This is a genomic window from Brevundimonas sp. (assembly GCF_032017145.1).
In the GTDB taxonomy this organism is placed as follows: Bacteria; Pseudomonadota; Alphaproteobacteria; order Caulobacterales; family Caulobacteraceae; genus Brevundimonas.
This window is the reverse complement of the sequence record NZ_DALZQC010000039.1, coordinates 1-26,793: the sequence shown is the minus strand read 5'-3', so window position 1 is coordinate 26,793 and position 26,793 is coordinate 1. Positions and strand designations below refer to the sequence as shown.

General features: G+C 67.7%; 25 protein-coding genes and 1 pseudogene. 16 read left to right on the top strand and 10 right to left on the bottom strand.

Translation table 11 applies throughout. The features are described 5' to 3' along the window. Window positions 1–224: 224 nt before the first annotated feature. Together RTU05_RS08610 and RTU05_RS08605 are read right to left on the bottom strand one after the other, a co-directional pair. Entirely contained in the window at window positions 225–650 is a 426-nt protein-coding gene (locus RTU05_RS08610) for a CBS domain-containing protein (RefSeq protein WP_312597443.1), read from the bottom strand. A 106-nt stretch (window positions 651–756) separates the two neighbouring features. Continuing rightward, complete coding sequence (locus tag RTU05_RS08605; RefSeq protein WP_312597441.1) at window positions 757–1,446, bottom strand: rhomboid family intramembrane serine protease; 690 nt, start codon at window positions 1,444–1,446, stop codon at window positions 757–759. A gap of 119 nt (window positions 1,447–1,565) precedes the next feature. Here RTU05_RS08605 and hfaA point away from each other — a divergent pair, with 119 nt between their 5' ends. Genes hfaA through hfaD form a run of 3 tightly spaced genes read left to right on the top strand, consistent with a single transcriptional unit; the run spans window position 1,566 to window position 4,205 of the window. Next, complete coding sequence (hfaA, locus tag RTU05_RS08600) at window positions 1,566–2,006, top strand: holdfast anchoring protein HfaA (RefSeq protein ID WP_312597439.1); 441 nt, start codon at window positions 1,566–1,568, stop codon at window positions 2,004–2,006. Further along, window positions 2,003–3,019, top strand: coding sequence for a holdfast anchoring protein HfaB (gene hfaB, locus RTU05_RS08595; RefSeq protein ID WP_312597437.1), 1,017 nt, complete (start codon window positions 2,003–2,005; stop codon window positions 3,017–3,019). Before hfaA ends, hfaB begins: the two co-directional genes overlap by 4 nt. Continuing rightward, complete coding sequence (hfaD, locus tag RTU05_RS08590) at window positions 2,946–4,205, top strand: holdfast anchor protein HfaD (RefSeq protein ID WP_312597434.1); 1,260 nt, start codon at window positions 2,946–2,948, stop codon at window positions 4,203–4,205. Before hfaB ends, hfaD begins: the two co-directional genes overlap by 74 nt. On the opposite strand, the gene RTU05_RS08585 is transcribed toward hfaD, so the two are convergent. After that, on the bottom strand, window positions 4,202–4,831 hold the full coding sequence (locus tag RTU05_RS08585; protein WP_312597432.1) for a DJ-1/PfpI family protein: 630 nt from the start codon (window positions 4,829–4,831) through the stop codon (window positions 4,202–4,204). The genes hfaD and RTU05_RS08585 overlap by 4 nt on opposite strands. A 190-nt stretch (window positions 4,832–5,021) precedes the next feature. Here RTU05_RS08585 and RTU05_RS08580 point away from each other — a divergent pair, with 190 nt between their 5' ends. Then, entirely contained in the window at window positions 5,022–7,901 is a 2,880-nt protein-coding gene (locus RTU05_RS08580; RefSeq protein WP_312597430.1) for an insulinase family protein, read from the top strand. A gap of 135 nt (window positions 7,902–8,036) precedes the next feature. Here RTU05_RS08580 and RTU05_RS08575 read toward each other — a convergent pair whose 3' ends face one another. Further along, window positions 8,037–8,936, bottom strand: a complete 900-nt coding sequence (locus RTU05_RS08575; RefSeq protein WP_312597428.1) for a hypothetical protein — start codon at window positions 8,934–8,936, stop codon at window positions 8,037–8,039. A gap of 316 nt (window positions 8,937–9,252) precedes the next feature. Between RTU05_RS08575 and ileS the strand changes: the two genes are divergently transcribed. Beyond that, window positions 9,253–12,171 (top strand): isoleucine--tRNA ligase, encoded by a 2,919-nt coding sequence (ileS, locus tag RTU05_RS08570; protein ID WP_312597426.1) that lies wholly within the window; start codon window positions 9,253–9,255, stop codon window positions 12,169–12,171. A 199-nt stretch (window positions 12,172–12,370) separates the two neighbouring features. On the opposite strand, the gene RTU05_RS08565 is transcribed toward ileS, so the two are convergent. Continuing rightward, window positions 12,371–13,645, bottom strand: coding sequence for an EAL domain-containing protein (locus RTU05_RS08565; RefSeq protein ID WP_312597424.1), 1,275 nt, complete (start codon window positions 13,643–13,645; stop codon window positions 12,371–12,373). A 110-nt stretch (window positions 13,646–13,755) separates the two neighbouring features. Between RTU05_RS08565 and RTU05_RS08560 the strand changes: the two genes are divergently transcribed. Then, entirely contained in the window at window positions 13,756–14,526 is a 771-nt protein-coding gene (locus RTU05_RS08560) for an SDR family oxidoreductase (RefSeq protein ID WP_312597422.1), read from the top strand. Beyond that, the gene (locus RTU05_RS08555) at window positions 14,516–15,442 is read left to right on the top strand and encodes a lipid A biosynthesis acyltransferase (RefSeq protein WP_312597420.1); all 927 of its coding nucleotides are present in this window, start codon (window positions 14,516–14,518) and stop codon (window positions 15,440–15,442) included. Before RTU05_RS08560 ends, RTU05_RS08555 begins: the two co-directional genes overlap by 11 nt. On the opposite strand, the gene RTU05_RS08550 is transcribed toward RTU05_RS08555, so the two are convergent. Genes RTU05_RS08550 through RTU05_RS08535 form a run of 4 tightly spaced genes read right to left on the bottom strand, consistent with a single transcriptional unit; the run spans window position 15,409 to window position 18,295 of the window. After that, complete coding sequence (locus tag RTU05_RS08550) at window positions 15,409–15,915, bottom strand: response regulator (RefSeq protein ID WP_312597418.1); 507 nt, start codon at window positions 15,913–15,915, stop codon at window positions 15,409–15,411. The two genes, RTU05_RS08555 and RTU05_RS08550, sit on opposite strands and share 34 nt — an antisense overlap. A 13-nt stretch (window positions 15,916–15,928) precedes the next feature. Next, window positions 15,929–16,792: a M23 family metallopeptidase gene (locus RTU05_RS08545; protein WP_312597416.1), complete on the bottom strand. Its 864-nt coding sequence runs from the start codon at window positions 16,790–16,792 to the stop codon at window positions 15,929–15,931. Further along, window positions 16,789–17,001 carry a DUF2093 domain-containing protein gene (locus RTU05_RS08540; protein WP_312597415.1) on the bottom strand — a complete coding sequence of 71 codons (213 nt, stop codon included), beginning with the start codon at window positions 16,999–17,001 and terminating at the stop codon, window positions 16,789–16,791. Before RTU05_RS08540 ends, RTU05_RS08545 begins: the two co-directional genes overlap by 4 nt. Window positions 17,002–17,041: 40 nt before the next feature. After that, window positions 17,042–18,295, bottom strand: a complete 1,254-nt coding sequence (locus RTU05_RS08535) for a cation:proton antiporter (RefSeq protein WP_312597413.1) — start codon at window positions 18,293–18,295, stop codon at window positions 17,042–17,044. Window positions 18,296–18,736: 441 nt separating this feature from the next. Here RTU05_RS08535 and RTU05_RS08530 point away from each other — a divergent pair, with 441 nt between their 5' ends. The 3 genes from RTU05_RS08530 to RTU05_RS08520 are packed head-to-tail and all read left to right on the top strand — an operon-like array spanning window position 18,737 to window position 21,039. Further along, window positions 18,737–19,606, top strand: coding sequence for a TIGR01459 family HAD-type hydrolase (locus RTU05_RS08530; RefSeq protein ID WP_312597412.1), 870 nt, complete (start codon window positions 18,737–18,739; stop codon window positions 19,604–19,606). Window positions 19,607–19,645: 39 nt separating this feature from the next. Next, window positions 19,646–20,107: a MaoC family dehydratase gene (locus RTU05_RS08525; protein ID WP_292021541.1), complete on the top strand. Its 462-nt coding sequence runs from the start codon at window positions 19,646–19,648 to the stop codon at window positions 20,105–20,107. After that, complete coding sequence (locus tag RTU05_RS08520; protein ID WP_312597410.1) at window positions 20,107–21,039, top strand: bifunctional riboflavin kinase/FAD synthetase; 933 nt, start codon at window positions 20,107–20,109, stop codon at window positions 21,037–21,039. Before RTU05_RS08525 ends, RTU05_RS08520 begins: the two co-directional genes overlap by 1 nt. Here RTU05_RS08520 and RTU05_RS08515 read toward each other — a convergent pair. Next, a complete protein-coding gene (locus RTU05_RS08515) occupies window positions 21,034–21,561 on the bottom strand; it encodes a gamma carbonic anhydrase family protein (protein ID WP_312597408.1) in 528 nt (175 codons plus the stop codon). The genes RTU05_RS08520 and RTU05_RS08515 overlap by 6 nt on opposite strands. A 309-nt stretch (window positions 21,562–21,870) precedes the next feature. On the opposite strand from RTU05_RS08515, the gene RTU05_RS08510 reads away from it, so the two are divergent. From RTU05_RS08510 to RTU05_RS08485, 6 genes and pseudogenes are all read left to right on the top strand, one after another. Then, complete coding sequence (locus RTU05_RS08510; RefSeq protein ID WP_312597447.1) at window positions 21,871–22,662, top strand: PhoH family protein; 792 nt, start codon at window positions 21,871–21,873, stop codon at window positions 22,660–22,662. Between the two features lie 236 nt (window positions 22,663–22,898). Beyond that, complete coding sequence (locus RTU05_RS08505; protein ID WP_312597406.1) at window positions 22,899–24,221, top strand: UDP-glucose/GDP-mannose dehydrogenase family protein; 1,323 nt, start codon at window positions 22,899–22,901, stop codon at window positions 24,219–24,221. Next, entirely contained in the window at window positions 24,221–25,195 is a 975-nt protein-coding gene (locus RTU05_RS08500) for an SDR family NAD(P)-dependent oxidoreductase (RefSeq protein ID WP_409411606.1), read from the top strand. Before RTU05_RS08505 ends, RTU05_RS08500 begins: the two co-directional genes overlap by 1 nt. Next, the gene (locus tag RTU05_RS08495) at window positions 25,171–25,416 is read left to right on the top strand and encodes a hypothetical protein (RefSeq protein WP_312597404.1); all 246 of its coding nucleotides are present in this window, start codon (window positions 25,171–25,173) and stop codon (window positions 25,414–25,416) included. The genes RTU05_RS08500 and RTU05_RS08495 overlap by 25 nt, the downstream gene beginning before the upstream one ends. Before the next feature lie 98 nt (window positions 25,417–25,514). Next, window positions 25,515–25,841, top strand: a complete 327-nt coding sequence (locus RTU05_RS08490) for a Wzz/FepE/Etk N-terminal domain-containing protein (protein WP_312597402.1) — start codon at window positions 25,515–25,517, stop codon at window positions 25,839–25,841. Next, window positions 25,829–26,793 (top strand): annotated as a pseudogene (locus RTU05_RS08485) (GumC family protein); the annotation flags it as partial. The gene RTU05_RS08490 and the pseudogene RTU05_RS08485, both read left to right, overlap by 13 nt.

Genomic DNA, 26,793 nt, shown 5'->3' with positions numbered 1-26,793 from the left:
ACCTAGTCAAACCAACCCAGGAAAGCAAGAAGTTTCTCAACCCTTCCTTCCCCTCAAAACCCCGGGAAAACCAGTCCCCAAGGCCCCGCAGGCCGGCCCGTTTCCGAGCGAGGCAGCCCTATACGGGCACCACTTTTACTCAGCAAGAAGAATCGTCGGGATTCTCGAAAAAACTGGCAACACAACGGTCGTCAAACCGTCACACGCCGGCAGTCGCTCCCGGTTCAGCCGGCGATATAGGAGCGCAGACTATCGGCCTCCTGAGCGTGTTCGGCGATCTGGCACTTCACCACGTCGCCGATGGAGATGACGCCGACCAGCCGTTCGCCCTCCAGCACCGGCAGATGCCGGATGCGCCGGTCGGTCATCCGGCTCATCAGAGCGGACATCTCCTCCTTGGGTTCGGCGAAGATCACCTTGGCCGTCATATAGTCGGCCACCGGACGATTCAGGGCCGTCGCCCCATCCGCCGCCAGGGCGCGCACGACGTCCCGTTCCGAGAAGACGCCCGCGACCCGGTCGCCGTCGCAGACCACCAGGGCGCCGACCCGTCTCTTTTCCAAGGCCGCGCAGGCGTCGGCCACGGTCCGCTCCGGCGCGATGGAGAAGACGGCTCCTCCCTTGGTCTTGAGGATTTCGGCGACGAACATCGCGGCTCCTTCTCTCTGTCAGAGAAGCGACCGCAGGGCCGGGATGGCGACAGGGCCGCATCTGGGCGCGATGATCGCTCAACCGGGCCGGGGAGGCAAACCCCTGTCAGCGGTGCGCGGGCGCACGCTCCACCCCGCGGCCAAAGGCGCGCGCCAAAGGACCGATGGCCAGAATGCCGACGACGAAGCCGACCGCATGAGCCTCCCAGGCAATGGCCGCGCCATCGGCGCCGGGCGCAAAGCCGATCAGGCCGGTCAGGGCGTTGACGCCCATCCAGGCCAGCGACGCCGTGACCACTCTTCTATCGGTCAGCGCCAGCACGCCGCCGCCAGGCGGCACGCCCATCAGGCGCGTGGCCGCCCCGATCAGGCCGAACACCGCGCCGGACGCCCCGACCATCGGCGCGTCGGACCCCCAGTGGATCAGCCCATAGCCCAGCGTCGCCAGCACGCCGCACGCCACATAGAAGAGCAGGAACACCATCGGACCGATCCGGTCCCCCAGCAGTCGGGCGACCGGCGCGCCGAAGGCCAGGGCGCCGATCGCGTTCATCCAGGCGTGGGCCCAGCCGCCGTGCAGCAACATGGCGGTCAGCAGCCCGCTCCACCGACCCTGCTCCAGATCGACGGGAGCGAAGGCCATGCTCATGCCCATGTCCGGCAGATCGCCCTGATAGAAATAGAGCAAGGGAATGGAAGCCGCGATCAACAGCGCGACCAGGGGCACGTTGAACAGAGGCTCGCGCGGCGGCCTTGCGGGCTGAGGAGCTTCGAATCGACCGGGCGCGTCTGACATGGCCCACAGATGCGCAACGGATTTCGCGACATCAAGCGCTTCTTAATAACCTTAATGCAAGGGTCGGATGCGGATCGCCGAACGGGGGTCCGTCGTCTGTCTGCGCGAGGAACCGACCAGTGGCCGTGAAGAGGCTGTTTCTAACCACCGCCGTCACGGCCCTGGCTGGCCTGGCCAGCGTGCCCGCCGTCGCGCAATCGACCGGTTCGGGCGGCGCATCGCGCTTTCAGCAAGGCTATGGCGGCGCCCGTTCGGCGGCCACCAACGCCACGACCGGCTCGACCCGCGACGCCAACGGCAATCGGCTGATCGTCAACGGCATAATCCAGTCCGGCGCCTCTTCCTATTCCAGCCCGTCCGGCGGGGTCGCCTCGGCCTATGCGGGCGCGGGGTCGTCCAACCACGGCGGCACGGCCATCGGCGGCTCCACCGCCATCGGCAACCAGCTGAACGTGGTGGTGCAGGGCAACCGCAACACCGTGATCGTCAATTCGAACCAGACCAACACCGGCGCGGTCAACGCCGGCACGGCTCTGAACGGGAACATCAACCTGCCATGAGCCGTCGTCATCTCATCAAGGGCGGGGCCGCGGCTTCGGCCGTCGCGCTTCTACTGGCCGGCTGCGTCAGCCCGGTCGCCGGGCCGTCGGGCCAGTACGCAACGCCCATCGGCAATGCGCCGGTGACGGCCAATCCGACCCCCTACTCGGCCGCCCTCTATTGCCTGGCCGACTACGCCCGTCGCTACAACCTGCCCTCCCCGCGCATGGCCGTGGGCCGGATCAGCGACTACACCGGCACCGTGTCCTCGGACGGCGGGCGCCAGATCACTGGCGGCGCATCACTTATGGCCAACTCGGCCTTGGCCAAGGCCGGCGCGCGCATCGTCGAACGCTACGACACGTCTGTCTCCGAGTTGGAGCTGCGCTATGCCAACAACAAGCTGATCGGCGACAATGCGCCGGACGCCCAAGGCCCGGAAGACACCCAATACCGCCGCATCCTGGCGGGTCAGGTGCCGGGCTCGGACTTCTACGTCGTCGGCGGCATTACCGAGGTCAACTACAACATCCGCTCCGGCGGCATCGACATCGGCCAGGGCGAGGTGGATTCCGCCCGTCCCGGTTCGACCATGCTGAACCACCGTGTCTATGTAATGAACATCGCCATGGACCTGCGCCTGGTGCAGACCACCACGCTGGAGGTGGTGGATGTCGTCTCCTATCAGAAGCAGATCATCGGCCGCGAGATCTCGGCCGGGGTGTTCGACTTCCTGAACGGCAACGTCTTCGACATCTCGGCCGGGACCGGCGGGATGGAGCCGGTGCAACTGGCCGTCCGCGCCCTGGTCGAACGGGCCACGGTCGAGTTCATGGCCAACCTCTATGGGGCGCCCGGCCCAGAAATCTGCCTCAACCCCGCCAACGATCCGCTTGGCGGCTCAACCGTCGGTCCGACCGGCGGCTATTATCCGGCCTATCCCACGCAGGAGACGAACAATGGCCAAACCCGCGCCGATCCGTCTCGCTGGCATGATGGCCGCGACGGCGACGTTCGCCGCACTCGCCACTGAGGCGAGCGCACAGCAGACTCCGGCCTGCGATCCCGCTCTGGGCGAGGCCTGTTTCAGCCGCCAGACCCAGTCCGGCGACGTCACGGGTCAGGTGGATCTGAACCTGACGGTCGACCAGTTGACCGTCACCACCAGCGCCCAGGGCAATTCGCTCGCGGGCGGGGTGACGGCTGCGTCCGCCGGCCTGGTGTCGCGCCAGGCCATGACGGGATCGGCGCGGGCGGGCGGCACTGTCGCCCTGAACGGCGAGGCGGACGGCCAGGTCAGCGTGATCACCCAGGCGCGCGGCAACTATCTGGGCGTCACCACCAACGGCGCGACCTTCGCCGTGGACGCCGATCAATCGACCACGGGCGATCAGGTCCGCGCGCAGACCGTGGTGCGCGCTCCGACCGGCCGAATGCTGCAAGGCGGCTTCGCCTCCAGCGCCGCGACCGCCAACACCGTGGCCATGGGCGGCCCATCCTCCTCCCTGACAGGCGTCATCGACCAGCGCGCCCAGACCAACGTCTTCTCCGAGACGGTCGCGGACGTGCAGTATATCCCCGCACCGGCCGTCTTCGCATCCCAGTCGGCGGCCAATGTCGTCCAGACCAACACCACTGGCGCCTCGCACCAGGATCTGGCGGTGCGCCAGTCCAATGCGCCCTCGACCGTCGAGGCCCGCACCGACGTCTATGTGGACAACGCCTGGGACCTGACGACCAGCGCCAACGCCGGCGCCAACCAGGCGATCATGACCAACGCCGGCGGCTCCATGCTGGCGAACGTGGATCAGTCCAACGCCGGGCGGGTGCGCTCGGACGCGCGCGTCCAGACCAATCTGCAAGGCCAGACCGTGCTGGCGGCCCGTAGCGTCGCCAACGAAACCGTCGCCGGCAACAACGACATCTATCTGAAGCTGGACAACACCCAGCTGAACACCGGCGGGGTCGAGGCGACCGCCACCTACGTCGGCGTCAACGGCTATGACGCCTATGTCGGCGCCGATGCGGTGGGCAATGCGGTGACGGGCTACGCCTGTTCGCAATGCGGCGGCGACGTGAACATCACGAATAATCAGACCAACAGCGGCAATGTGACCGCCAACGCCAACGCCACGGTCGCCTCCGGTCGCACCGCCGTCGTCGGCGCCAACGCCGTCGGCAACAGCGCGACCTTCTACATCAGCCGCCCGGGCAGCTAGGCGGCCGGGGCCAGGATCGAAGCCCCGCCGCCAACGAACGGTCCGACGACCGCCATCGCCCGATCGACATAGGGCGTCTTTTCGCCGACCGGCGCGACATAGTGGATCGCCTCCCGCGCATCCTGCTCGCCGGCCAGCCGCGCGATCATCCAGGCGGCCAGATACTGCGACGCCAGGCATCCGCCCGCCGTGGCCACATTGCCGTGCGCTATGAAGGGCGCGTCGATCACCGTCACGCCCGCCTCCACGACCCAGGGCTTGGTCGTCAGGTCGGTGCAGGCGGGCAGGGCTCCGATCAGCCCCAACCGCGCCAACAAAAGCGTGCCCGAACATTGGGCGCCCACCAACTGACGCTTGGGATCCAGGCGGATCGACGCCAACACGTCCGCGTCTTGCGCAATCTCGCGCGTCTTGATTCCGCTGCCGATCAGCACGGCGTCGGCGGTCTCAGCAAACCGCATCGGCTGCTGGCGGCGGATCGTCACGCCGTTCATGGAGGTCACTTCGTCCGTCGGCGAAGTGATTTGGGCGGACCAGCCCCTGGCCCTCATCCGGTTGAGAATCCCGGCCGCAATGAAGGAATCGAGCTCGTTGAACCCGTCGAAGGTCAGAATCGCAATCTGCATCCCTGCGTCCCGATAGCGCCGCCCGGCGTCGTTTGGCGAGTAAGACCGTCAGCCTAGCCGATACATCGACCTTTCGCAGCCGATTTTCAGCCTGCGGCAACCATCCCCCGAAGGCGCTTGCCGCCTGCCGCGCCCTCCCCTACTCCAGATATCGCCGCGCCATCGGGGATTGCGGTTTCGGAGAAATTCCATGCGTTCTGCGCGTCGCCTGCTGCTCGTCGCGGCTTCCGGCCTGGCCCTGTCGGCCGGCCTCGTCTCCATCGCCAATGCGCAAAGCGCAGCGCCTGTCGCCGCCTCGACCGCCCAGGTCGCGCCGTCGAACCCCTGGGCCCAGGCGGCCAGCGACGTTCCCGCCGATCCCGCCGTCCGTTACGGCCTGCTGCCGAACGGGATGCGCTACGCCCTGCTGAAGAATGCGACCCCGCCCGGCCAGGCGTCCTTCCGCCTGCGCATCGACGCCGGTTCGCTGATGGAGCGCGACGACCAGAAGGGTCTGGCCCACTTCATGGAGCATATGGCCTTCAACGGCACCAAGGACGTGCCCGAAAACGAGATGATGCGGATTCTGGAACGGCTGGGTCTGGCCTTCGGGGCCGACACCAACGCCTTCACCAGCTTCGACCAGACCGCCTATATGCTGGAGCTGCCGAACACCAAGGACGAGACGGTCGATCCCAGTCTGCACATTCTGCGCGAGATGATGTCGGCGGCCCTGATGGCGCCGGACGCCATCGATTCCGAACGCGGCGTCATCGTCGGCGAGGAGCGTACCCGCGACACGCCGCAGTATCGGGTGCTGAAGACCCAGCTGGGCCTGTTGGCGCCCGGCCAGCGCCTGTCCCAGCGCCTGCCCATCGGCGACCTGGACATCATCCGCACCGCGCCGCGCCAACGGTTCGTCGATTTCTACGACGCCTATTACCGCCCCTCGCGCGCGACCTTCATCGCCGTGGGCGATTTCGACGTGGATGCGATGGAGGCCAAGGTGCGCGCCGCCTTCGCCGACTGGACGCCCAAGGCCCCGGACGGCCCCGAGCCTGACCTGGGCGCCGTCGCGCCCCGCCAGCCCCAGACCAGCATCATCGTCGAACCGGGCATCCAGTCCTCCATCCAGATCAACTGGATCAAGGCCCCCGACCTGAGCCCCGACACGGTGGCCGAGCGCGAGGCCGACATTCGTCGCGGCCTGGGTCTGGCCGTGCTGAACCGCCGCCTGGGCGAGATCGCCCGCGCGGACAATCCGCCCTTCATTGGGGCCGGCGCCGGCTATCAGTCGCTGTTCGACAGTCTGGACGCCGGTACTCTCTCGGTCGCCTTCAATCCCGGCGGCTGGAAGCGCGCGCTGGAGACGGTCGAGCAGGAAAGCCGCCGTCTGGTCCAGTACGGCGTGACCGAGGCCGAGTTGCAGCGCGAGATCGTCAACACCCGCACCGCGCTTCAGAACGCTGTCGCCTCGGCCGCCACCCGCTCCACCTCGACCCTGGCCACGGCCCTGCTCAGCGCGGTCAACGACGATCAGGTCTTCAGCGCGCCCCAGACCAATCTGGACCTGTTCAACAAGGCCGTCGACGGCCTGACGGTCGCCCAGGTTGATCAGGCCGCCCGCGCGGTGTTCGAAGGTCAGGGGCCGCTGGTCCTGTTCAGCTCTCCGGTCCCGGTCGAGGGCGGCGAGGCCGCGGTCACCGCCGCGCTGGAGGCGTCGCGCAACACCCCGGTCCAGGCCCGCGCCGCCGAGGCCGAGCTGAAATGGCCCTATGACAGCTTCGGCGCCCCGGCCCAGCCGGCCGCCCGCAGCGAGGTCGCCGACCTGGGCGCCACACTGGTCCGCTTCCCGAACGGCACGCTGCTGAACATCAAGAAGACCGACTTCCGCGCCGATCAGGTTCTGGTCAGCGCCCGGACGGGCCTGGGCGAACTGGGTCTGCCCGCCGACCAGCTGTCGCCCCTGTCGATGGCCAGCACCATCCTGACCGCCGGCGGCCTGGGCAAGCTCAGCCTGGACGAGATGAACCGCGTCCTCAGCGGCCGCACCTACAGCGCCTCGGTCAATCAGGCGACCGACGCCTATGTCTTCTCCGGCGCCACCAAGCCCGCCGACCTGCAGCTGGAGCTTCAGGTTCTGGCCGCATACCTGACCGATCCGGGCCTGCGCGCCGCGCCCTTCGAACAGACCAAGGCCCTGTTCCCGCAAATCCTGGCCCAGTTGGGCGCCACCCCGCGCGGCGTCTTCCAGCGTGACGCCTCGGGCCTCCTGGCCGGCGGCGACGCGCGCGAAACCACCCCGACCGCCGATCAGGTCGCCGCCATCCAGATCGACGACGTGCGAAACGGGGTCCGTTCGGCCCTGGCCCAGGGTCCGGTGGAGATCACCGTGGTCGGGGACGTGGACATCGATGCGGTCATCGCCGCCGTCGGCGCCACCTTCGGCGCCCTGCCCCCGCGCGGCGCCGCTCCCGCGCCGTCCGCCGGTTCGGCCCAGCGCAAATTCCCCGCCCCCACGACCACGCCGGTCCAACTGCACCACACCGGCCCGGCCGAACAGGCGCTGGGCTTCGTCGCCTGGCCGACCACCGATCAGGTCCACGACCGCAAGACCGCGCGTCAGCTGTCGATCCTGTCCGACGTGCTTCAACTGCGCCTGAACGACGAGATCCGCGAGAAACAGGGTCTGGCCTATTCGCCCAGCGCCGGCTCCACCTCGTCCAACGTCTTCCTCGGCTATGGCTATATCGCCGTGACGGCCGAGACGCCGCCGGCGGCCCTGCCCAAACTGTTCGAGACAGTGGACGCCATCGCCGCCGATCTGCGCGACAATCCTGTCAGCGAGGACGAACTGAACCGCGCCCGTCGCCCGGCGGTCGAGCGCATCCGTCGCAGCATGGCCGACAACGGCTATTGGCTGACGCAACTGTCCCAGGCCCAGTCCGATCCGGCGGGCCTGGACCAGACGCGCAACCAGATCTCGACGCTGGAAGCCGTGACCGCCGCCGATCTTCAGGCCCTGGCGCGCCAGTATCTGAAGCCCGACGCCGCCTGGCGCGCCACGGTCACGGCTCAGGGCGCTCAATAGGTCCAACAAAAAGGCCCCGGCTCGCATCGCGCGGGCCGGGGCCAGTGGTTTCAGGATCGTCGACGGAGAGCCGACGCATGCGATCCTGTCATCCGTCGCCTGAGCGGCGGCTGAACGGGATCGTCAACCCGCCGTTCAGAACACCCGGCCGCCGACGCCGCCGTCCAGGGTGATGGCGCCGGTCAGGACGGTCGCGCTTTCGACCTGTTCCTCGCGGTATTCGGTGTATTCCTCTTCGCGATACATCGTCAGGATCTTGATCCCGGCGCCGTAGCGACGCAGCAGCGAACGCTCGTTGCAGTCCCGTTCGGGCTTCTCGGGCCGGCACTCCAGCTTGCCGCCGTTGCCGAACCACAGAGCCTCGTGCTTGCGGCAGGTCAGGGTGGTGCCGTGGTCGAAGTTCACATTCCCCTCATAGTCCGCCAGCGTCGCCTGCAGCCAGGTTCCCGCCAGGCAGCGATAGATTTCGCCTTCGAACCCGTCGGCGATCTCACGGTCCGGCCGCACCTGGGATGCGGGGTGCGGCACCTGACGGTCGTCGATGCAGACGGCCTGGATCACGACCCGCTTCATCATGCTGCGGAAGGCGCTGTAGGGGGTGCGCACGGTCTGGGCGACCATGCCCTCGACCGCCAGACCCTGGATCGTGGTCGGATAGGGCTGGTCCACGCTGATGTAGGCCGCGCCGCCCCCACCGCCGTAGCTGCCCGAGAACCCGCCGGCCCGCGCGTTCAGATAAGACCGCGCGCCGGCGTTGGCGTAGCCATTGGCGTTGGCCCCAGCGTTCGCATTGGCGTTCGCGCCGAGGTTCACGTTCACATTGACGTTGGTGTTGACGTTGTTGTTCCACTGGTTGCCGCCGGGAACGCAGCCGCCGCCGCCGCAGGGGGGCTCGGGCGGAGGCGGAGGTTCGCACGACGTGCAGGGGGGCGGCTCGCAGCCCGATCCGCATTGCGCCAGGGCCGCGCCTGCGCCGGCCGACACAGCCAGACCGGCCGCCAGGCCCAGCATCCATTTCGTGATCCGCAGCCGCATCGGCGGGACTCCCAGACGATCATTGCCTCGGCCGAATTGGATTTCGGCCGATCCTTGCCGTCACAAAACGGCAAAAGCCTTTCGTTTCCGTTGATGGCGGCGACGCTTCGGGATGGCGCAATGCCGCATCGGTCTGCTAGACCGCCCGCACAATGACCGTCCGCGTCCTTCTTCGCCTGATTTCGATTAGCCGCCCGGCGTAGCGCTTCCGGGCCATCTGGCCCCGTGCACGCCGGGATCGACAGCCCTTCAAGGCGCGCGACGCGCGACAGGGCGAACAGACCAGCGAACGACAACCTAGACGCCGAGACGACCCATGGCCGACGCCCCCACCGAAACCTCCGCTCGCGACTATCGCGACACCGTCTTCCTGCCCGAGACGCCCTTTCCCATGCGTGGCGGCCTGCCGCAGAAGGAGCCGCTGATCCTGGAGCAGTGGGGCGACCTCTATGGCGCTCTTCGCGCCGAGCGCCAAAAGCAGAACGCCCCCCTGTACGTCCTGCATGACGGCCCGCCCTACGCCAACGGCGACATCCACATCGGCCACGCGCTGAACAAAACGCTGAAGGATTTCGTGGTCCGCAGCCGCTTCCTGCTGGGCTACGATGTCGACTACGTTCCCGGCTGGGACTGCCATGGCCTGCCGATCGAGTGGAAGATCGAGGAGCAGTTCCGCGCCAAGGGCCGCCGCAAGGACGAGGTGTCCAAGGACGAGTTCCGCCGCGCCTGCCGCGACTACGCCGGCAAATACATCGATCTGCAACGCGATCAGTTCAAACGCCTGGGCGTTACCGGCGATTTCGCCAACCGCTACGCCACCATGGACTTCAAGTCGGAGGCCGCCATCGTCGCCGAGTTCCACAAGTTCAAGAACTCGGGCCAGCTGTATCGCGGCTCCAAGCCCGTCATGTGGTCACCGGTCGAACGCACGGCCCTGGCCGACGCCGAGATCGAATACCACGACCACGTTAGCCCCACGATCTGGGTCAAGTTCCCGGTCACGGCCATGTCGGACGACCATCCCGACGACCTCCTGGCCTTCCGCTCCAGCACGCCGTCCATCGTCATCTGGACGACCACGCCCTGGACCATCCCGGCCAACCGCGCCATCTCCTACGGCCCCGAGATCGCCTATGGCCTGTATGAGGTCACGGCCATGGAAGAGGGGCTTGAGTTCGCTCCCTGGGCCAAGCCGGGCGACCGTCTGATCCTGGCCGACAAGCTGGCCGAAGACGTGTTCAAGGCCGCCAAGATCGCCGCCTGGACCCGCGTCTACGACATCAATCCATCCGGTCTTGAGACCGCCCACCCGCTGGCGGCGCTAGACAGCGGCTATGGCTTCTCCGTGCCCCTGCTGGCCGGCGATCACGTCACCGACGACGCCGGCACCGGCTTCGTCCACACCGCGCCGGGCCATGGCGCCGACGACTTCGAGGTCTGGAAGGCCCACGGTCATCACGAGGTGCCCGACACCGTCGATCCCGATGGCGCCTATTACGATCATGTCCCCCTGTTCGCGGGCCTGAAGGTGCTGGAGACCGAAGGCAAGAAGACCGGCAAGTTCGGCCCCGCCAACGGCGCGGTGATGGAAAAGCTGATCGAGGCTGGCAATCTGCTGGCGCGCGGGCGGCTGGAGCATTCCTATCCGCACTCCTGGCGCTCCAAGGCCCCGATCATCTTCAGAAACACCCCTCAGTGGTTCATCCGCATGGACGAGCCGCTGAAGTCGGGCGACACCCTGCGCGAAACGGCGCTTCAGGCCATCGACGACACGGCCTTCCACCCGGCGTCGGGCAAGAACCGCATCCGCTCGATGGTCGAGGGCCGTCCCGACTGGCTGGTCAGCCGCCAGCGCGCCTGGGGCACGCCGCTGGCCATGTATATGGACAAGCAGACCGGCCAGCCTTTGCATGACGCCGAGGTCGACGCCCGGATCGTCGCCGCCATCGCCGAACACGGCGCCGACATCTGGTTCACTGCGCCCGACAGCGACTTCCTGGGCGCCCACGACCCGGCCCGCTACGAGAAGATCGAAGACATCCTGGACGTCTGGTTCGACTCTGGCTCGACCCACGCCTTTACGCTCGACCCGCGCCTGCCCGAAAACGGCTATGCTGGCGATCGTCCCGCCCACTGGCCCGCCGACCTTTATCTGGAAGGCTCGGACCAGCACCGCGGCTGGTTCCAGTCATCGCTGCTGGAGGGTTGCGGCACGCGCGGCCGCGCCCCGTACAAGGCGATCCTGACCCACGGCTTCACCCTGGACGAGAACGGCGAGAAACAGTCGAAATCCAAGGGCAACACCACCGATCCCCTGGTGGTCATCAAGGAATCCGGCGCCGACATCCTGCGTCTGTGGGTGGCCCTGGTCGACTATTCCGAAGACCAGCGGATCGGCAAACAGATCCTGCAGACCACGGTCGACGCCTATCGCAAGCTGCGCAACACCGTCCGCTATCTGCTGGGCGCCCTGGCCGGTTTCGACGAGGCCGAGCGGCTGACCGACTACGACCAGTTCCCGCCGCTGGAGAAATTCATTCTTCACCGCCTGCACGAACTGGACGCCCATGTGCGTCGGGCCTACGCCGAATACCGCTTCCAGGACGTGGTGCGTCCGGTGCTGGAGTTCTGCTCCAACGACCTGTCGGCCCTGTATTTCGACATCAGGAAGGACGCCCTCTACTGCGACCGCCCCGACAGCATCCGCCGTCGCGCCGCCCGCACCGTGATGGACGAGGTCTTCGCCCGGCTGACCGCCTGGCTGGCCCCCCTGACGCCCTTCACCATGGAAGAGGCCTGGACCACGCGCTCCCCCGACGCCGGCACGAACTGCGCCCGCGTCATTCCGGAGACGCCGGCCGAGTGGAGCAACCCGGCCGAGGCCGAGCGTTGGTCCGCGATCAACACCGTCCTCGAAGTGGTCAATGAATCGCTGGAAGCGGCCCGCCGCGAGAAGCTGATCGGCGGCGCCCTGGACGCCTGGCCCACCGTCACCGGCCCCGCCTCGGCCTTCGCGCCTTTCGAGGGTCTGGACGCGGCCGAAATCTTCCGCACCTCGGGCGCCGAACTGGTCGAGAGTGGTGAATCGATCACGGTGGCGGTCAACCCGGCCGACCACCCCAAATGCGCCCGCTCCTGGCGGCGCGTCCCCGACGTCGGCTCCGACCCCGCCTACCCGGACCTGTCGGCCCGCGACGCCGATGCGGTTCGTTACTGGGACCAGACGCACGCTTGATCCCAACAACGTCTCCTCCCCATGGAAATGGGGAGGGAAACCACCCCTGGGTCTCGCCGAAGGCGAGCCGGAGGGCAGGCTACGCGGTGGAGGGGCTCTTGAAGTCCCCCAGGCAATCGGGATGCGGTGACAGCCCCTCCGTCGCGGCGCGAAGAGCGCCGCGCCACCTCCCCGCTCCGCAGGGAGGAGACGGGAACAGCTAGTTGAAACGTCTGCGCTGTTCGGCGCTGCGCAGGGTGGAGCGCAGGAACTCGGCCGGGGGGTCCGTTTCGGCCAGGACCTGTTCCTTGATGGCGCGGGGTTCGCCGAACAGATGGCCCTGGCCCATCGCCACGTCCAGTTCGAGGATGTCGACCACCTGGCGTTCGTTCTCGACCTTTTCGGCGATGACCTCCACGCCATAGCGGCGGGTCAGGGCGGCGAAGTCGGCGGCCCGGATGTCGGGCATGGAGCGCAGGGGCGCGCCGCCGTCCAGGTCCAGAAGTTGTTCGATCATCAGGTCGGCGGCGACCTTGATGAACTTGACGTCCGAGCGTTGCAGGTCGGCGAAGTCGAGATCCAGCGTCTGGACCTTGTCCAGCGAGAAGCGGAAGCCCAGGTCGGCCAGTTTGGCCATGTTGCGCGCCTCGACCGCCCCGCGCGCGTCGAAGGTGGCTTGGCCCAGTTCGAAGATCAGGGCCTGGTTCAGGTCGCGGTTCTCGGACAGGAAGTCCAGAAACTGCGGGAAGAAGGTTTCGTCGCCCAGCGAGGTCAGGGCTACGTTGCAGAAGACGCCGACCTTGCGGTCCTGGCGCGCCAGCCGCCGCACGATCTGGGCGCAGCGGAACAAGAGCAGATTGTCGATGGCCGGCACCAACCCCTCGCCCTCGGCCAAAGACAGATATTCCGCCGGCATCATCACCCGGTCGGTGGCGTCGCGCAGGCGGGTGAAGCTTTCGTAGAAGATGGTCCGGCGCTGCGGCAGGGAGACGACCGGCTGAAGATACAGGTCCACGCGCCCTTCGCTGAGCGCCTCGTGTATGGTGCGCAACAGGACGGTGGACTGGGCCTGACGGCGGCCCTCGAAGGTCTCGACGCCGATGTGGGGCGCGGCCGACAGGCGTTCGTCGATGCTCTCGCTCATCTGCTGGACCAGGGATTCCAGCATCCGCACCTCGCCCGTCAGGGCGTCGGTGTCGGACAGGACGCCGCTCTCGATGGCGTGGGCCAGTTCGGTCAGGGCGCCCTGGGTCGATTCCATCGCATCGGCCAGCAGGCGGTGCGCCTCGCGGACCTGGGCGATCTCCTTCTTCAGGGCGCGGCGGTCGGCGATGCCGGTGACGATGCCGTGGAAGGCGCCCAGCAGACCCAGCGCGCCCAGCGTCCCGGCCACGCCCGCGCCGATCCCCAGACCGGCGCGCCACAGAAAGGCGCCCACGGTCATGCCGAGGAACAGATAGGCGAAATACAGAAAGCCCGTGGTTACGTTGCGCATCGGCTGGCGGTCGGCCACTCCCGGATGGAATCGCCTGAGTATCAGGCTATCAATGTCATTCGGCTAGAGCGCGGCGATAAATATCCCCGCAGAAACACACGGGAAACGCAATGGAACTGTTCGATCTGACCGGCAAGGTCGCCATCATCACCGGCTCTTCGCGCGGAATCGGCAAGGCCATCGCCGAACGGCTGGCCGAACACGGCGCCAAGGTCGTCATTTCCTCGCGCAAGGCTGGCCCGTGCGAGGAGGTCGCCGGCGAGATCAACGGCAAGTACGGTGAAGGCCGCGCCATCGCGGTTCCCGCCAATATCGCCTCCAAGGACGACCTGCAGCGGCTGGTCGACGAGACCAACAGCGCCTTCGGCAAGATCGACATTCTGGTCTGCAACGCCGCGACCAATCCCTACGCCGGGCCGATGGCGGGCATCGCCGACGATCAGTTCGAGAAAATTCTTCAGAACAATGTCATCTCCAACCACTGGCTGATCCAGATGGTCGCGCCGCAGATGGTGGAGCGCAAGGACGGGGCGATCCTGGTGATTTCGTCCATCGGCGGCCTGCGGGGCAACGCCTTGATCGGCGCCTACAACATCTCCAAGGCGGCGGACATGCAGCTGGTGCGCAATCTGGCTGTGGAGTGGGGGCCGTCGAACGTGCGGGTCAACTGCATCGCGCCCGGGCTCGTTCAGACCGACTTCGCCAAATACCTGTGGGAGAATCCCGAGCTGCTGAAACAGGTCACCGAGCCCGCCCCGCTGAAAAGGATCGGCCGACCGGATGAAATCGCGGGCACGGCGGTCTATCTGTGCAGCCCTGCCTCGGCCTATGTGACCGGACAGACCCTTGTGGTGGACGGTGGATTGACGATTGCCTGGTAAGCGTAGCGATTGGCGGCAGGATTTCGCATGGCGCCTGGAAGCCTTCGGCTTTCAGGCGCTGTTCGGTTTTCTGCGGCTGCTGGGCGTGGAGCGGGCGTCCGGCCTGGGCGGCTGGCTGCTGCGCACTCTGGGGCCGCTGACGGGCACGCAGAAGACGGTGATCCGCAATCTACGCATCGCCTTTCCCGACATGGACGAGGCCCAGCGCAACGCCCTGGCCCTGGCCCAGTGGGACCAGACCGGACGCACCTTCGCGGAACTGGCGGTTATGGACCAGTTGACCCCCGAGGGCGGCCGCGTCGAGGTGGTGGGGCTGGAGCGGCTGCACGCCCTGCGCGACAGCGGCAAGCCGGCCGTGCTGATCTCGGGCCACCTGGCCAATTTCGAAGTGATGGCGGCGGTCATCATGGCGGCGGGCGTGCCGTGCCAGGTCACTTACCGGGCCGCCAACAACCCCTATGTCGACGCCCTGATCCGCAAGAGCCGCGAACGGTACGGCATCCGCCTGTTCGCACCCAAGGGCGACGGAACGCGCGATCTGATGGCGGGGATGAAGCGCGGCGACTCCATCGCCCTGCTGGTCGACCAGAAATACAATCAGGGACCGGAGGTGCAGTTCTTCGGCCAGCCGGTGAACGCCTCGCCCGGCGCGGCGCGGCTGGCGGCGCGGTTCGATACGGTGATGCAGCCCCTTTCGGTGGTGCGCCTGCCCAATGCCCGGTTCCGGGTCACCGCGCATGAACCGATCACCGTCAACCACAGCGAGGACAAGGCCGCCGATGTCCTGGCGGGAATTCAGGCCGCGAACAGCTTTATCGAGGATCGGGTGCGCGAGCATCCGGTGGACTGGTTCTGGGTCCACAAGCGCTGGCCGGACAAGGTCTATGCGGCGCTGGATCGCCCGGCGTCGGTATAGCGGCGGAACGGTCCGTCGTAATCCGGCGCGTCGCGGCGACGACGGCATGGGCCGACATAGCCCTCGGCCTTTATGAAGGCGCGCGGTCGCAGGATGACGGCGTTGATCCGGTCCAGCATGGCCTTGGCGGTGATCGGTTTGACGATGAACTCGTTCACGCCGGCGTCGCGCGCCTCATAGACCCGGGCGCGCTCGGAATGGCCGGTCATCATGATGATCGGCAGATAGGTGTTGGGGCTGTCGGGACTGGTGCGGACCAGACGGGTGAACGCGACCCCGTCCAGCGGAAACATGTTGAAGTCCACGATGGCCAGGTCGATCGGGTGGCGACGCAACAGGTCGAAGGCGGCCGCCCCCTCCTCCGCCTCCTTGACGTTGCGGATGTCGGCCGAGTGCAGGACGGCGGCGGCTATGGCCCGCATGTTCTGATTGTCGTCCACCAGCAGGACGTTCAGCGATTTCAGGGAAGACATCCTGCCCCTTTTGTCAGGCGAGCGTTTTCGGCGCCTGGGCGCCCACCATCAGCGACGGGTCCAGATTGCGGTCGCGCCATTTCATCCGCCAGCACAGGTGCGGCCCCGTCGCGCGGCCGGTCATGCCGACGCTGCCCAGCGGATCGCCGCGCCGCACGCGCTGGCCCTGCTGCACGTCCAGCCGCGACTGGTGCAGATAGCAGGTGATCAGCCCCTGCCCGTGGTCGATCAGGGTCAGGCCGCCCTCGAAATGCATATCGGGGCGGACGAAGGCGATGCGGCCGTCGGCGGGCGCGCGGATCACGCTGCCCTGCGGCGCCGCCAGGTCGATGCCGTAGTGCGGGCGGGCGGGCGTGCCGTTCAGGATGCGCTGGGCGCCCCAGGCGCTGGAGACGCGGTAGCTGTCCAGCGGCCAGACGAAGCCGTCCTTGAAGTCGTCGGCGTCGATCCGGCTGGCGAAGCCCTCGGTCTTCAGCGCGATCTCGCGCTGGATGCGGACCAAGAGGGCCGGGTCGCTGGGCTCGACGGTCGAGGGCGGCAGGCCGTTCACGCGGGTCGAGGGAAAGGCGTAGGGCGCGATGTCCAGCGCGCGCCGGGCCGAGCGGGCGCCGTCGGTCGACCGGACCTCGATCCGCGCGCCGGGACCGGCGTCGCGGTCGAAGCCGATCACGAACAGACCGGCCGCCGAGGCGGTGGTCAGGGCCTCGCCGTCCACGAAGACCAGGGCGCCCGGCGCGGTGCGGCCCAGCGCATAGCCGCCCTGGCGCCAGACCCCGTTCAGCGCCAAAGGCAGGGCGTTTCGGTCCTGCGCCCTCAGCGGCCCGGCGATCAGCCCGGCCCCCGCCCCGATCAGAACGGCGCGGCGCGTGGCGATCATTTCGCCGCCGACTGAACGGCGATCTGGGCGGCGATGAACTCGGCGGGGCCGTAATAGGGCTGCTGGCGCGAGGGGCTCCAGTAGCGCAGGATCTCCAGCGGGATCGGCCGATCCGTCACCGCGCAGCGCACGAACCGGCCCGGCTTCAGCATCGCGAACTCGCCGTCGCCATAGTGAAGAACGGCCTGGTCTGCAGCGGTCATGTCCATTGCCCGACGATACCCCCGGCCCGCCCCGACGAAAAGAGCTTCAGGCCGAAGTCACCGCATCCGTGATCGGCCCGTCCGCGGCGGCGGGTCTGGTCGCGCCGGGCAGCGGGGGCTTGGGCCGTCCGCCCATCCGGTCGGTGAACAGGAAGACGAACGGATTCAACGAGATCGACAGAAGGGCGGCGGCCAGGATCAGGTCGTGGGTCTCGCGGCTCATGGCCCCCAGCGATACGCCCAACGCCGCCAGGATGAAGGAGAACTCGCCGATCTGGGCCAGGGAGGCCGCGACGGTCAGGCCGGTCGGCCGGTCCAGCTTGAACGCCTTGGCGATGACCAGGGCGGCGACCGACTTGCCCACGATGACGATGCCAAGAACGCCCAGGACGGCCCACGGCTGGCGCACCAGGATCATCGGGTCGAACAGCATCCCCACCGACACGAAGAACAGAACGGCGAAGGCGTCGCGCAGCGGCAGCGACCGCTCGGCCGCATTGTGACCCAGGGGCGAGGCGTTCATCACCAGCCCGGCGAGGAAGGCGCCGAGCGCGAACGAGTGGAACAGGAAATAGGCCAGCCAGGCGATGCCGAGCGCGATGGCCAGAACCCCCAGGGTGAACAGTTCGCGCGACTTGGTGTGGGCGATGCGAATCAGAAGCCACGGAATGACCTTGCCGCCCACCACCAGCATCCCGACGACGAACAGCACGACCTTCACCAGCGTCAGGCCGACGTTGGTCCCCAGGGCGGCCAGGTCCGCCTGGGCGCCCGCCGGCGCCAGGATCATCGGCAGCATGACCAAAGCGATGACGATGACCAGATCCTCGACGATCAGCCAACCCACGGCGATGCGGCCGATCTCGCCCTTGACCTGTTTGCGCTCCTCCAGCGCCCGCAGCAGGACGACGGTGGAGGCGACCGACAAGGCGAAGCCCATCAACAGGGCCTCGACATCGCCCAGCCCCAGCACGAACCGCCCCAGCCCCCAACCCAGGCCGGTGGCCGCCGCGATCTGGACCAGGGCGCCGGGAATGGCGACCTTGCGCACCTGCATCAGGTCCTTGGGCGAGAAATGCAGCCCGACCCCGAACATCAGCAGGATGACGCCGATCTCGGCCAGTTGCGGCGCCAGTTCGGTGTCGGCGACGAAACCCGCCGTATAGGGACCGACCACGATGCCCGCGACCAGATATCCCACCAGGGGCGACAGTCTGAGCCGATGCGCCAACATGCCGAACACGAAGGCCAGGACGAAGCCCCCGACCAGGGTGAGAATCAGGCTGTCGGCATGCGGCATCAGGGCTCCTGTCGCGGGCGGGGTCTTGGTTTTGGATTAGGCTTTGCAGTTGGTGCGCGAGCGGCGGTTTGACAAGATGACGCAGTGTCGCGCGCCGGCGCTTTCGCTGCGAAACTGTTGGAGGGCTGGGCGGAACGCCTGGCCTCTAATTCGCTCGGAGTGGACCAGCGGCATTGTGAGGGCTGGCGCGTCCCCCGTAGCCACTGCCGTCATCCTCAGCCTTGTGCCGAGGATGACGAGGTGGGGCGGACAGGACATCGTCTCCTCCCTGCGGAGCGGGGAGGTGGCTCGAAGCGCAGCGAAGAGACGGAGGGGCTCTTGGCGGCATCGCCGGCGCCTGTGCGGCTTCGACAGCCCCTCCACCACGCTTCGCGTGGTCCCCCTCCCCATTGCATGGGGAGGAGACTTTCGTCTCAGGCTTCGAACCGCTACTCAGCCCCCATGACCCTTCCCCACGCCCTGCCCCATCTCGGCGCCGTCGCCGGCGACTATGACATTCTGCTCTGCGACGTGTGGGGCGTGATCCATAACGGCCGCGAAAGCTGGAAAGCGCCATGCGAGGCCCTGGCCCGGTTCAATCGCGAGGGCGGCCATGTGGTGCTGATCTCCAACTCCCCGCGCCCGGCCTCGGACGTGATCGCGCAGCTGGACGGGCTGGGGGTGCCGCGCGAGGCGTGGAAGGCCTTCGTCACCTCGGGCGACGCGACGCGGGCGGAACTGGCCAAGCGCGCGCCCGGCCCGGCCTGGATCGTCGGCCCCGAACGCGACGCCCCCCTTTACGAAGGTCTGGGCCTTGAGCGGGCCGCGTCGCCTGAGGACGCCGCCTTCATCTCCGTCACCGGCCCGGTCGATGACACGGCCGAGACGCCCGAAGACTATCGCGCGCGGTTCGCCGTGGGCGCCGGGCGCGACATCGAACTGATCTGCGCCAACCCGGACCGGGTGGTGCAGCGCGGCGATCAGCTGATCTATTGCGGCGGGGCGCTGGCCGACCTCTACGCCTCGCAGGGCGGGCGCGTGGTCATGGCGGGCAAGCCGTTCGCCCCCATCTACGATCTGGCGATCAAGGAGGCGGAGAATCTGCTGGGCCGCGCCGTCGACCGCTCGCGCGTCCTGTGCATCGGCGACGGAGTGGTGACCGACGTCATGGGCGCCAATGCGCAAGGCTTGGACTGCCTGTTCATCGCCCAGGGCATCCACGGCGACCAGGCCAAGGGCGAGGACGGATCGCTCGACCCCGCCCGCGCCGGCGCCCTGCTGAAGGCCGAAACCGCTTATGCGCGCTACGCGGCGCTGGAACTGGCCTGGTAAGGCTCGCCATTTTGTCGCACGGCGGCTAAAGCCACAATCATGGTCGAATTGGTTCAGCAGCATCCGTCCGGTGGTTACATCCTGGACGAACTTCACGTCGGCATGGCGGCCGAGAAAATCGTCGTGGCGACGGAGGATCGCATCCGCCTGTTCGCCGAGGCGTCCGACGACTTCAACCCGGTGCATCTGGACGAGGCCTTCGCTTCCAAGACCGCCTATCGCGGCCGGATCGCCCATGGCCTGCTCAGCGCCTCTTTCGGTTCGGCGGTGGTGGGCACCATCCTGCCGGGCGCTGGCTCGATCTACATCTCCCAGACCCTGGCCTTCCATCAGCCGGTGCGGATCGACGACGTCGTGCGCATCGTCATCACGGTGATCGAGGTCGAGGCCGAAAGCGCGCGGGTCAAGCTGAGCTGCGAGGGCTTCGTGGGCGAGACCATGATCATGGACGGCGTCGCGGTGGTCCGCGTTCCGCGCCGGCGCAAACCGTCCCAGCGCTGATGAGGGTCGTTCGCGACTGGCGCGACCTGCCGGACGCCGCAAAGGGCGCCGCGGTCGCCGTCGGGGCCTTCGACGGCGTGCATCGGGGCCACCAGGCCGTGATCGCCGATGCGAAGGCGGCGGCCGACCGGCTGGGCGCGCCGCTGGGCGTCGTCAGCTTCGATCTCCATCCCCGCCGCTGGTTCCAAAAGGACGCCGCGCCGTTTCGCCTGATGACCGCCGACCAGATGGCCCAGGCCCTGGGGCCGCTGGGCGTGGACATCCTGTATCTGCTGCCCTTCGACGCCGAGATGGCGGGCATGAGCGACGCCGAGTTCGCCGAGCGGGTGCTGGCGCGGGGCCTGGGCATCCGCCACGCCGCCGTCGGTTTCGACTTCACCTTCGGCAAGGGGCGGTCAGGCTCGCCGGAGGCTTTGCGCACCTATGGCGAACGGCTGGGCTTCAGCGTTTCGACGGCGCCGCGTCTGGACGACGCCGACGGTCTGAAACTGTCGTCCAGCGCCGTGCGCGAGGCGCTGAAGGCCGGGGACATGGCGCGCGCCGCCGTCATCCTGGGCCGCCCCTTCGCCATACAGGGCCAGGTGATACACGGCGACAAGCGCGGCCGCACCATCGGCGTGCCGACCGCCAATGTGCCGCTTGGCGACTATATGCGGCCGGCCTACGGCGTCTATGCGACGCGCAGCCGGCTGGCGGACGGGCGCGTGGTCGACGGCGTGGCCAGCCTGGGCGTGCGGCCCATGTATGCGCTGGAGACGCCGTTGCTGGAGGTCTGGCTATTCGACTTCGACGGCGACCTCTACGGCCAGACGCTGGACACCCAGCTGATCGCCTGGCTGCGCGGCGAGGAGACCTTCGACGGCCTGGACGCACTGAAAACCCAGATCGACGCCGACGCGGCGGCGGCGCGGGCGGTTCTCAGGGGGTCATAAGGCGCGCAGCTCCGCCGCAAACCGCTTCCAGTTCTGCACATAATGGTCGGCCGACATCTGCAGCACGGCGATGTGTTCGGGGTCGCGCTCGCGCACCACCTTGCCGGGTTGGCCCATGACCAGGCTGTTGTCGGGAATGACCTTGCCCTCGGTGATCAGCGCGTTGGCGCCGATGATGCAGTTGCGGCCGATCCTGACGCCGTTCAGCACCACCGCCCCGATGCCGATCAGGCTGTAGTCCCCGATCTCGCAGCCGTGCAGCATGGCGTTGTGGCCCACAGTCACCCCGCGCCCAATCGTCAGCGGCGATCCGAAGTCGGTATGCAGCACGCTGCCGTCCTGGATGTTGCTGTCAGGCCCCACCGTGATGGGATCATTGTCGCCGCGCAGGGTCGCGCCGAACCAGACGCTGGCGTTTGTATGCAGAATCACATTTCCTATCACCGATGCGCTTGGCGCCACCCAGTATTCGCCCTCCGGCGGAAGCTGAGGTTTGCTGTAGCCCAATGCGTAAACAGTCATCAGAACACCACCTAATCTTTGAAAAACGAGGGCTTTAACGGAACGCTAACCACGATAGCATCATTCTGTTGATGCGATTCGCGGGTCGCCATTTCGGCCCTGAATCCGAAACCGGATCAAGTTCGGTCCGGTCAGTCGTCGGGGCTTGTGCGTGGCGCGTTGGGATCCGGGTTCGGTTGTTCGGCGGCGGGTCGATCCCGTTGCAGACGGCCCTGCACTCGATCCGGGCGGCCTGCCTTGCGGCCGCGACCCTTTCCTCCCCAAGCCCATCCAAGGCGGCGCCCGTTTGGGTCCGCCTTTTTTCATGCCCTGGAGGCGTCCATGACCAAGCGTGCGGCTACGAAGCGTCAGTCCCGTGAAAACGGCATCCTGGATTCGCGTGACTTCATCGAAGAGTCGAAGGTTCGTCGGCTCCATGCGCCCAACAATGCGCGTGCAGGCTGGTCGCCCTATCCGTCCAACGACGACCGCGACCAAGGCTATCTGAAGACGCTGAAGCCCAAGTCCGAAGGCCAGGGCGAGCTGATGGCGGCCATCGATCAACACAACCTGGTCATGGCGCTGGGGCCGGCAGGCACGGGCAAGACCTATCTGGCCGTCGCCAAGGCGGTCGAGGCGCTGGAGGCCGGCAAGGTCGGCCGCATCGTCCTCAGCCGCCCTGCCGTCGAGGCCGGCGAATCCATAGGCTTTCTGCCCGGCGACATGGAGGACAAGCTGGCCCCCTATCTGCGCCCCCTCTACGACGCCCTGTCGGACCGGCTGTCGATGAAGCGGGTCAAGGCCCTGATGGCCGAGGGTCTGATAGAGATCGCGCCGGTGGGATACATGCGCGGCCGCACCCTGAACAACGCCTTCATCGTCGTCGACGAGGCGCAGAACTGCACCTACGTCCAGCTGAAGATGCTGCTGACGCGGCTGGGCTGGCACTCGACCATGGTGGTGACGGGCGATCCGCAGCAGTCGGACCTCCTGCCCGGCATCTCGGGACTGTCGGACATCTCGGCGCGTCTGGAGGCGGTGCCTGACATCGCCGTGGTGCGCCTGGCCGAACAGGACATCGTGCGCCACCCGCTGGTCGCTTCCATGATCGGCGTGCTCTGAAAACCTGGCTTAGGTCGTCATTCCGGGGCTGAGCGTAGCGAAGAACCCCGGAACCCAGGGCCGCACGCGCCGCCCTATGCATTCGATGCTCGATGCGAGCCGCCTGGGTTCCGGGTTCGTCCTGCGGACGCCCCGGAATGACCACGAGAGACGATCTGACCGCTTGGGCCAAACGCCCATTGTCCCCCGCCGCGCTCTCCCGCTAAAGGTCGGGTCGCCGCTGATGAGGGATTTCGATGCGCGTAGCGATGATTGGGACGGGTTATGTGGGCCTGGTTTCCGGCGCCTGTTTCGCCGACTTCGGCCATGTCGTCACCTGCATCGACAAGGACCCGTCCAAGATCGAACGGCTGGAGCGGGGCGAAATCCCGATCTACGAGCCGGGTCTTGACGATCTGGTCGCCGCCAATGTGCGTGAAGGACGGCTGTTCTTCACCCTGGACGGGGCCGAGGCCATTCGCCGGGCCGACGCCGTCTTCATCGCCGTGGGCACGCCGACCCGGCGCGGCGACGGTCATGCCGACCTGTCCTACGTCCATGCGGCGGCCGAGGAGATCGCCGGCCTGATCGACGGTTTCACTGTGGTCGTGACCAAGTCCACCGTCCCGGTCGGCACGGGCGACGAGGTCGAGGCCCTCATCCGAAAGGCCAATCCGACCGCCGACTTCGCCGTCGTCTCCAACCCCGAGTTCCTGCGCGAGGGCGCCGCCATCGGCGACTTCAAACGCCCCGACCGTGTCGTCATCGGCGTCAACGACATGGAGGGCGAGGTGGGGCTGCGCGCCCAGAAGGTCATGAGCGAACTGTATCGCCCGCTGAACCTGAACGAGAGTCCGCTGCTGTTCGTGGGGCGCCGCACGTCCGAACTGATCAAATACGCCGCCAACGCCTTCCTGGCCATGAAGATCACCTTCATCAACGAGATGGCGGACCTCTGCGAAGCCGTCGGCGCCGACGTGCAGCAGGTCGCGCGCGGCATCGGCCTGGACAAGCGGATCGGCTCCAAATTCCTGCACGCCGGCCCCGGCTATGGCGGATCGTGCTTCCCCAAGGACACGATCGCCCTGGTCCGCACCGCCCAGCAGTACGGCGCTCCGACCCGGTTGATCGAGGCGACGGTCGAGGTCAACGACGCCCGCAAGAAGGCCATGGCCGGCCGGGTCGAGACCACCCTGGGCGACAGCGTGGCGGGCAAGACCGTGGCCCTGTTGGGTCTGACGTTCAAGCCGAACACCGACGACATGCGCGACGCCCCCTCGCTGGACATCGCCCCCGCCCTGATCGCCGCCGGCGCCCATGTCCAGGCCTTCGATCCCGAGGGGATGCACGAGGCCGCCAAACTGCTGCCCGGCGTGGAGATGAAGGACAACGCCTATGACGCCGTGGTCGGCGCCGACGCCGTGGTGCTGGTCACCGAATGGGACCAGTTCCGCGCCCTGGACCTGGACCGGATCAAGCTTTTGATGAAACAGCCGGTGCTGGTCGATCTGCGCAACATCTATCGGCCCGACGACATGAAGAGCCGGGGCTTCCGCTACATGGGCGTCGGGCGCGGCTGATGGGGTCGCCGATCCTTGTCACCGGCGCGGCCGGCTTCATCGGCATGCACGTCGCCGAACGCCTGCTGGACCGGGGCGAACAGGTGATCGGCATCGATGTCTTCAACGACTATTACGACCCGCGCCTGAAGGCGGCGCGCGCCGCGCGGCTCGAGGGGCGCGACGGGTTTCGCATGGTGCGCGCCGACATCGCCGACCACGAGCGGATGCGCGCCCTGGTCGCCGACGCGGACGTGCGGCGGATCGTGCATCTGGCCGCCCAGGCAGGGGTGCGGTATTCGCTGGAGAACCCCTTCGCCTATGAGCGGTCCAACCTGGCCGGCCATCTGTCGATGCTGGAGGCCGCGCGGCACAATGGCGTGACCCATCTGGTCTATGCCTCGTCCAGTTCGGTCTATGGCGACCGGCCGCTGGAGGGTTCGGGCTTTCGAGAGAACGATCCCACCGTCCACCCGGTATCGCTCTACGCCGCGACCAAACGCTCGTGCGAACTGATGAGCCAGAGCTACGCCAGGCTTTACGGCTTTCCGCAGTCGGGCCTGCGCTTCTTCACCGTCTATGGGCCGTGGGGCCGGCCGGACATGGCCTATTTCGGCTTCACCCAGAAGATCGTGCGCGGCGACCCCATCGAGGTCTATGGCGAAGGCCGGATGGCGCGCGACTTCACCTATATAGACGACATCGTGGACGGGATCGTCGGCGTGCTGGACCGCCCGCCGGCCGCCGGCGCCCATGAGATCTACAACATCGGCGACAGCCAGCCGGTGGGCCTGATGGAGATGATCTCGACGCTGGAGACCGCCCTGGGCGTCGAGGCCAAGAAGATCATGCGCCCAATGCAGCCCGGCGACGTCACCGCCACCTATGCAGACGTCTCCAAGCTGAACGCCCTGTGCGGCTACCAGCCCCAGGTGCCGCTCAAGGACGGGCTGGAGAAGTTCGTGGCCTGGTGGCGGCAGTATCAGAACGGCTGACGCACCCGGCGATGCGACGCGCCGTCCATCCCGCCGTCGCCGCATCTGTGGGCCTGTTCGCCGCGGATCAGGCCGCCGCCCAGACAGCTGTAGCCGATCCCTTCTGCCGCCAGCGCGGCCAGGCCGTGCGCGACCGGTCCCAGCCGGCCTATGACTCCGTTGGGCTGCGAGCCGGTGGCTTCACCCTGTGGCCGCGTCTGCAGTCGGCAGCCTGCGGCTGATCGTGGCGGCGGTGGCGCGCTTCTAACGCGCGGAGATTATTGACAACCTGGGCGCGACACCTCACCACTGATGCGGACGTTCTCCGTTCGGCGGCGCGATGACCTTGACCGACCCCTCGCCCGCTTCCGCCGACTGCACCACGAGCGACGAGATCGACATCGACGCCTGGATCGCGGGCCTTCGCCGCCGCGCGGGTCTGTTCGCCGGGGTCGCCGCCGTGGTCGCCCTGATCGTCCTGGCGGTCATGCTGGGCCGCCCGCCCGCCTACACCGCCGTCGCCAGTCTTCAAATCAACACCCGCAACGCGCAGGTAGTGGCGGGCCCCGCCGTCCTGTCCGCCCTGGACGCCGAGGCCGCCATCGCGGACACCGAGGTCGAGGTCTGCGCTCGCCGCAACTGGCCGCCGCCGTCGTGGACGATCTGAACCTGGTCCGAGACCCCGCCTTCAACCCCGGTCTTCGCCCCAGCCTGCTGGCGCGCCTGACCGGCCGCATTCCGCACGCGCCCGACCCGGCCACGGCGCGCCAGCGGCTGATCGAGGCCGTTAACCGCCGCCTGACCGTGCGCCGCGTCGGCCTGACCTATTTCATGGCGGTCGGCTTCACCGCCGACGTCCAGGCCAACGCCTTCCTCGGCGACCGGCTGGAGGATTTGCGCGGTCAGGTCGAGGTCGCCGACGCCGCCGTCTCGGCCTATCGCATCGACCACGGCCTGCTCAGCGCCCAGGGCGCGACCCTGACCGAACAGGAAATCTCGGTCTATAATCAGCAGCTGGCCGCCGCCCGCGCCCATCAGGCCGAGCAGGACGCCCGCCTTCGCACCGCCCGGTCCCAGATGGCGGCCGGGTCGAACGGCGACGACGTGGCCGAGGCGCTGACCTCGCCCGTGGTGCAGAACCTGCGCGGCCAGCGCGCCGCCATCAGCACCCGCGTCGCCGACCTGTCGGTCCGCTATGGCCCGCTGCATCCCGACATGGTCCGCGCCCGCAGCGAACTGGCCGACATCGACGCCCAGATTCAGGCCGAGATTCGCCGCGTCGTGTCCAACCTGGACGCTCAGGCCCAGGTGGCGCGCCAACGCACCGCCTCGGTCCAGTCCAGCCTGGAGACCGCGCGCGGCGCTTTAGCGGACAACAACGCCGCCTCCGTCCGCCTGCGCGAATTGGAGGGCGAGGCCGAGGCGGCGCGCGCCATCTACCGCGCCTTCCTGGACCGCTATCGCGAGACCGGGGCCCAGACCGGCGTCGAACAGGCCGACGCCCGCATCGTCTCGCGCGCGACCCCGCCCACGGCCCCCAGGGCGCCGAACCTGACCATCAGCCTGGCCCAGGGCGGCATCGTCGCGCCCGGAAACTCCGTCGGACAGTTGAATGTGAA